General features: G+C 74.7%; 4 protein-coding genes. 2 read left to right on the top strand and 2 right to left on the bottom strand.

The features are described from left to right. On the bottom strand, window positions 1-2,593 hold a 2,593-nt coding region (locus G3I53_RS28050; protein WP_164438906.1), incomplete at its 3' end, for a nitrate- and nitrite sensing domain-containing protein. A 417-nt stretch (window positions 2,594-3,010) separates the two neighbouring features. On the opposite strand from G3I53_RS28050, the gene G3I53_RS28045 reads away from it, so the two are divergent. After that, the gene (locus G3I53_RS28045) at window positions 3,011-3,688 is read left to right on the top strand and encodes a hypothetical protein (RefSeq protein WP_164337953.1); all 678 of its coding nucleotides are present in this window, start codon (window positions 3,011-3,013) and stop codon (window positions 3,686-3,688) included. A 344-nt stretch (window positions 3,689-4,032) separates the two neighbouring features. Beyond that, a complete protein-coding gene (locus G3I53_RS28040) occupies window positions 4,033-4,881 on the top strand; it encodes an IclR family transcriptional regulator (protein WP_164337951.1) in 849 nt (282 codons plus the stop codon). Between the two features lie 76 nt (window positions 4,882-4,957). On the opposite strand, the gene G3I53_RS28035 is transcribed toward G3I53_RS28040, so the two are convergent. Continuing rightward, on the bottom strand, window positions 4,958-6,900 hold a 1,943-nt coding region (locus G3I53_RS28035; protein ID WP_239064155.1), incomplete at its 5' end, for a hypothetical protein.

The raw sequence follows: 6,900 nt of genomic DNA, 5'->3' as shown, positions 1-6,900 counted from the left end.
GTGCGGGCCGGCCGGCGTCTCCCCCGGTGTCCCGCGCCCCGGGCTCCCCCGGCCCGTCGGCCCGGGACCCGATGGCGGGGGGTGAGGTGCGGCGCCGGCTCGGCAGCGGGGTGGCGGGCTCCCGGTACGGCCGGTCGGCGCCCGGGGTCTGCGCCTGCCTGTCCTCCCGCCGTCGTTCCGTCAGGGAGGGCAGTCCGTCCCGCTCGGGGCGCGAGGACGGCAGGGCGCCGTTCTGCTCCGGCCGGTCGCGGCGGGAGCGCGGTTCCCCGACCGGGCGGCCGTGCGAACTGACCAGTTTCGGGCTCCTGCGGCGCAGCAGGGGGACGGGCGCGGCCACCTCGTCGTCCGTCGCGTCCTCCGGACCGCCGTCGGTTCCCGGGCGGCCGCGGTGCGGCTCTGGGCCCCTGGGGCGCTCGTCGTCGGTGCGGGCCGGGGAGCGGCGGCGGAACAGCCCGCCGTGCTCGCTGTCCTCGTCCTCCAGCGCGCCGGGGAAGCCGTCGAGGGCGCCCGGGTCGACGGAGGCGTCCAGTCCCACCGGGGCTTCCAGTTCGACGGGGCCGTCGAGCAGTCCGGCGGGCAGGCCGGGCAGGGCGACGGGCACCTGGGACAGGGCGGCGCGACGGCTCTCCTCGGACTCCTTGTCCCTGGCGTCCTTGCCGCGTTGCGGCCGGTCGAGCCGGAAGCCGACGCCGTTGGTGTCGGGCACGTCGTCCGTGAGCAGCGCGTCGGGGATGAACACGACGGCGGTGGTGCCGCCGTACGGGGAGGGCTGCAGGGAGACCCGGACGTTCTGCCGCTGGGCCAGCCGGCTGACCACGAACAGGCCGAGCCGGTCGGTGTCGGACAGCTCGAACTCCGGGGTCTCGGCGAGCCGCAGGTTGGCGTCCAGCAGCGCCTCGGCCGTCATACCGAGACCCCGGTCGTGGATCTCCAGGGTGAAACCGTTGGCGACGCGTTCGCCGAGGACCTGCACCGCGGTGTGCGGCGGCGAGAACACGGTGGCGTTCTCCAGGAGTTCGGCCACGAGATGGGTGAGGTCGGTGACGGCGGGACCGGTGACGGCGACGCGCGGCAGGCGCCGCACCTCGATGCGTTCGTAGTCCTCCACCTCGGCGACGGCGGCGCGCACGATGTCCATGAGCTGGACCGGCTTGCGCCACTGCCGGGACGGCGCGGCACCGGAGAGGATCACCAGGCCCTCGGCGTGCCGGCGCATACGCGTCGTGAGGTGGTCCAGCCGGAACAGGTCGGCCAGTTCCTCGGTGTCCTCGGTCCTGCGCTCCATGGTGTCCAGGAGGGTGAGCTGCTTGTGCAGCAGGACCTGGCTGCGCCGGGCGAGGTTGACGAACACCTCGGAGACGCCGGCGCGCAGTTCGGCCTGTTTGACGGCGGCCTCGACGGCGGCGCGGTGCAGGGTGTTGAGGGCCTGGCCGACCTCGCCGATCTCGTTCTTGTCGTACTCCAGGCGCGGCACCTCGGTCTCGACGTCGACCTGTTCGCCGGCGGAGAGTCGGCGCATCACGCCGGGCAGCCGCACCCCGGACGCCTCCAGGGCCTCCAGCCGCAGCTGTCGCAGGTCGCGGATGAGGCCGCGTCCCACGCGCACCGACAGGAACAGCGACAGCAGCAGGGCGATCAGGCCCAGCACTCCGGCAACGACGGCCTGGGTGATGACGCCCATGGCGACCGGCCGGACTCGGTCCTGGTAGCGGTCGACGGCCTGGTCGTTGAGGGAGCCGAGTTCCTCGAGCACGGTGCCGGCCGCGGTGTCCCAGCTCTTCGCGCTGATCCCGCGGGGCGGCCCGGTCCCGGAGGAGACGGCCGCCTCCTCACCGACGCGCAGCGGGGCGGACGAGGCGTTCTTCCAGAAGGTCACGTAGCGGTCGCGCTCGGCACCGGGGAGCTGTGGCAGGCTCGCGTCGTACAGCAGCGAACGCTGCGCCACGAGGTCGGAGACCTCCCGCACCTCGGCGCGGGACAGCCTGCCGACGATCAGGGCGGAGCCGAGCAAGGCGTCCTCGCGGGAGAGGAGTTCACGGGCCCGGGCGAGGTTGACCAGGGCCCGGTACTGCTTGTCCAGGCTGACGTCGTCGACGACGTGGAGGTTGGCCAGCAGGATGTAGCAGGGGTCGACGAGCTGGTTGTACAGGTCCAGCGCCTGGGCGCGGTCGACGGTGCCGTCCTCGACGCTGCGCCGCAGCGACTCGATCCCGTCGAAGGAGTCGAGGACCGCGCTCAGGTCCTCGGTGTCCTCGCCCATCGCCTCGCGGACGTCGGACTTCGCCACGTTCGCGCGGACGTTGCCGACCGCCTTGTCGGTGGCGGCGCGGCTGCGGCGGAGGGCGGCGAGCCCGTCGGAGGCGCGCGGGTCGGCGAGGTGGACCAGCGTCTGGCGCCGCTCCTGTTGCAGGACGCGAACGGTGTCCTCGATGGGGTAGCCGACTTCCTCCATGACCGAGGAGGCGTCGAACAGGTGGCTCGCCTCCCGACCCGTGAGCACCGTGGCGAAGGCCCAGATGGTCGTCAGGGACAGCAGCGGCACGAGAAGCAGCGCCACGATCTTCCGGCGGATGGACTTCCCGCGAAAGCGCATGGCCTCCCCCAGCTCGGCCCCCTTCCGGCCGGGGGCGCACATGTGCGTCAACAAACGGCGCGAGCCTACTACCGAGGCACAGTTAACTCGAAGACCCGTCCGGAAGCCGAACTTCCGGAGCGGCGGGCGGTGATGGCGACGTGTCCGGGCATTGCGGGAGATCGCCACCCGGCCGCCCGGGGTGGGCTCTGCCCGGCGTTCCGGGGGCCGGTGCACGTCAGTTGGCCTGAATTCCGCCCGGTCGGGAACCTTTTCGCGTTCTGTTCGTCCTTCTCTGTGGGAAATGGGGGCGGAATCGGCCACAGGAGCCGTGTCCCGCACCTGGGCGGCGTAAAACAGCGCAAGCCGGGCAGTCACGGAAAGTACGGGTCCGCGGATCCGGGCAGCGGACTGGCGGCGGTGGGGAGTGACACGGTGATGGGCACGGCGGAGCGGCGCGAGGCGCCGGAGGAGGGTGCGGCGGTCCAGGTGATGACGCGTGCGGACACGGACGCACCCGACCGGGGCACCCCCGGCGACGGACGGACGGCGGCCGGGACGACGGGGCGCCCGATACCCTCCCGGGACGGTGCGGGGAGGTCCGGTCCGGCAAGCGGCGCCCGCGGGGAACAGCCCCGTGAGCGGAGCGGCGACGCGGCGCGGACGGACACCCGGCGTCCCGTGACGGAGCCGGTGGCACAGCAGGTGACGGAGGATCGGGAAGCCTACCGGCCGCTGTGGGTCGAGGAGCCCGCCCGGCGGCGCCGGCTGCCCGACCCGGTCCGGACGGCGGCCGTCCGTGCGGTGCTCGTCATCGCGGTGACGCTGATTCAGGCCATGATCGCCTTCCTGTGCACCCTGGCCGGGTCCTGGCTGGCGTTCCCGATGGTGATCAGCAGCGTGGTCAGCACGATCCTGGCCACCTGGGGGGTCCTGGACGTCTGGGTCACCCGCCAGGTGTGGAACCAGCGTCATGGCGTGGTCTCCACGCCCCGCAGCACCGCCCGGACCCTGCGGCGCGAGCGGCGCCGGGCCCGTCGCGAGGCGCGCGCCGCGGAGCGGACGCAGGCACGCACACGCCGCCGCGGCGGAGCGGGGCAGCTGTCGCACCCCTGACGCGCCGTCGGGTGTGACCTGGTCCGGGAGGCGCCGTCGCAGCTGTGACTCCGTCACGGGTGCGACGGCCTGCGGACGGTGCCCCGAGGCCGGTGGACCGGCCTGCACGTGACCGGACGGGGGCCGGAAGGGGCCGGAAGGGACGGGAAGGGACCGGAAGAGGCTGGAACGGGCCGGACTGCCGGTCGCATCCGGCCACCACCCCTCCGATAATCTGCTCGTTCGCATCGCGTGCCGACATGCGCCGGTGCGAACGGCATCCCGGCGGAGCGGGAAGCACGGTCCCGCGGCACGCGGCCTACTCCCGCCGGGCCGGCAGGCAGGCAGTCGGCAGGAGTGGAGCCATGGTCCCGACGCGCGAGCAGTCCCGCCCCGAGGAGACGCGCGGGCGGGTGGAGCGCGGACCAAACGGCGTTACGGGCGGCTCCACGGGCGGCTCCCCCGGGTCGGTCCAGTCGGTGGACCGCGCGGTGAGCGTGCTCGAGATCCTCGCCCGGCTCGGCGAGGCGGGCGTGACCGAGATCGCCGGCGACCTGGGGGTGCACAAGTCCACGGCGTCCCGGCTGCTCGGGGTCCTGGAGAACCGCGGTCTGGTGACGCAGAGCCACGACCGGGGCAAGTACCGGCTGGGCGCCGGTGTCCTGCGCCTCGCCGGGGCGGCGGCCGTCCGGCTGGACATCTCCCAGGAGGGCGTTCCCGTCTGCCGGGAACTGGCCGACGAACTGTGCGAGACCGTCAACCTCGCGGTGCTGGACGACGACGCCGCAGTCAACATCATGCAGGCCCGCGGCACGGCCGCCGTCACCGCCCAGAACTGGCTCGGCCGGCGCACCCCGCTGCACGCCACCGCCAACGGCAAGGTGCTGCTGGCCCATCTTCCGCCCACCCTGCGGGACGGACTCCTGGCCCGCCCCCTCCAGCGCTTCACGGAGCACACCGTCACCGGTGCCGCCGCGTTGCGGGGCGAGCTGGAGACGGTCGTGGAGCGGGGGTACGCGTGCACCCTGGAGGAGCTGGAGCTCGGGCTCTCCGCGGTGGCGGCCCCGGTGCGGTCCCACGAGGGCAGGGTCGTCGCCGCGATCAGCGTCTCCGGTCCCGTGTACCGGCTCACCCCGCAGCGGCTGCCGGCGCTGGGAGAACGGGCGGCAGCGGCGGCGGCCGACCTGTCCCGGCGCATGGGCTACGGCTTCTGACGCACCGGGGCCCGCAGAGCCGACGCGCGTCCTCGGCCCAGTCACCGGCCGGCGCGGCTCCCGCCCCTGCCCCGGGTCAGCCGCCGGCCGGGACCGCCCCGGACGGCGCCGCCCCGTGGCCCCGGTCCCTGTCCGGCGCGTCCCGGTCCCCGCCCGGCGCTCCGCCCTGCGTTGCGCCCCGGTCGCGGTCCTCGTCTCGGCTCCCGCTCCCGCTCCCGCCCGGGCGCTTCTCCTGGTGCGGGAGCTGCTGACCGGCCCGGTCCGGCTGCCGGTCACGGGCGGCTGCCGGCGCGGGGCGCTTGAACATGCGGGTGGCCGTGATCTCGCTGTGCGCGGCCTCCTGGTCGGGGTCCTGCTGGGGCAGGCCGGGCCGCAGGTGTTCCTCCACGCTGATGTACTTGAGGCCGGCCCGCAGGTCGGCGTCGTTGCGCAGGCGGATGACCAGCGGGAACTCGGCGAGCGCCGTGGTGTCGAACAGGCCGGTGGTGTAGAGGAGCTGCACGCCCAGCGCGTCCGCGACGGCCCGCTGGAGTTCCAGCAGGTAGGTCGCGTTGGCACGGCCGATGGGGTTGTCGAGGAACAGGGTGCCCGCGTGGCGGTGCCGGTCGCGGCCCCGGTCGTTGGAGCGCAGGGCGGCCATCGTGCAGTACAGGGCGATGGCCGCGGTGAGCAGCTGGCCGCCGGAGAACACGTCGCCCATCTGTCCGACGGGCACGCGCTCGGCGCGCAGCACGGCGTCCGGCTTGAGGATCTCGACGGCGACGCCCTTGGGTCCGAGCGCGGCACCGACTCCGCGCAGCAGCAGGGACATGCCGTCGCGCCGCAGGTCGGATTTCTTCCGCACGGCGGCCCGGGTGGCCTCGTCGACGACCTCGCCGAGCCGTTCGGTGAGGGTGGCCTGGTCGGGCTCCTCGAAGCGGATGCGCAGGAACTCCTGCCCCGACCACTCGCCGAGCCCTTCGGGCAGCCGGGACAGCCGTTGGGCCGACCGCAGGGTGGCGAGTGCGGACTCGACGAGGCCCCGCAGCCGGTCGACGATCGAGTCGCGGTTGCGCTCGAGCTGTTCGAGCTCGTCGGTGAGGACCCGGAGGCGGGGGGCGAAGGCGTCCGCCCACTTCTGGGCGTGCTCGGGCAGTGCGGAGGCGGGCAGTTCGCGGATCTGCTGCCGCGCCGGGGTGCGGACCTGTTCGTAGCGGGTGGAGTTGGCGTGCCGGACGAGGATGTCGGCGGCCTCGCGCACGGCGGCCTCGGCGGCGCTCAGGTCGGCGGCGCAGCCGCGCAGTGAGCGGCGGGCCTCGGCGGCGGACTGCCGGGCGTCCTCGAGGCTGCCGGGGTAGGGCTCGGGCTGGTCCGGTTCCTCCTCGGGGGTGTGCTCGCGCAGCAGGTCGCGGAGGAGGGCGGCGATCTCGTCGAAGCCGCCGGCCGCGTCCTCGGCGGCGCGGTGCGCGTCGAGGAGTTCGGCGTGGGCCGCGCGGGCCCGGTCCAGCGCCTCCGTGCGCGAGGTGAGCTCGGCGGTGGCGGTGCGCAGCAGGGCCTGCGCCTGTTCGGCGTCGCCGGGCCGCATGTCGTCGGGGAGCTCGGTGTGTTCGTCGCCCTCCTCGGGGGCGAGGCGTTCGGCCTCGCCGCGCAGGCGGCCGAGCTGTTCGCTCGCGCCCGACATGCGGGTCTCCAGGAGCTGCACGAGCTCCTCGGCGCGGGCGGCGGCGGCCTGCCGGCTCGGGCCGTCGGAGCCGTCGGGCGACTGGAGCAGCTGTTCGGCGCGGTTGCGGACCTTGTTGCTGAGCCGGTCCAGCTCCGCGCGGGCGGCGCTCTCGTCGCTCTCCGCCCGGGCCTGTTCGGCGCGCAGGTCGGCGCCGACGCCGACCTTCTCGTACACCTGGGAGGCGGCCCGGTACGCCTCGCGCAGGGCCGGCAGGGATGCCTGCGGCGCCTCGTCCCGGCGGTCCCGGGCGTCGTCCGGGGAGCCGTCGGGCCCGGTGGCGTGGTCCGGGGCGTCCTCGGGCGCGTCGTCGGGGGCGC

Source organism: Streptomyces sp. SID14436 (assembly GCF_010548465.1).
In the GTDB taxonomy this organism is placed as follows: domain Bacteria; phylum Actinomycetota; class Actinomycetes; order Streptomycetales; family Streptomycetaceae; genus Streptomyces.
Note: the sequence above shows the minus strand (reverse complement) of the source record. Positions and strands in the feature narration are given on the sequence as shown.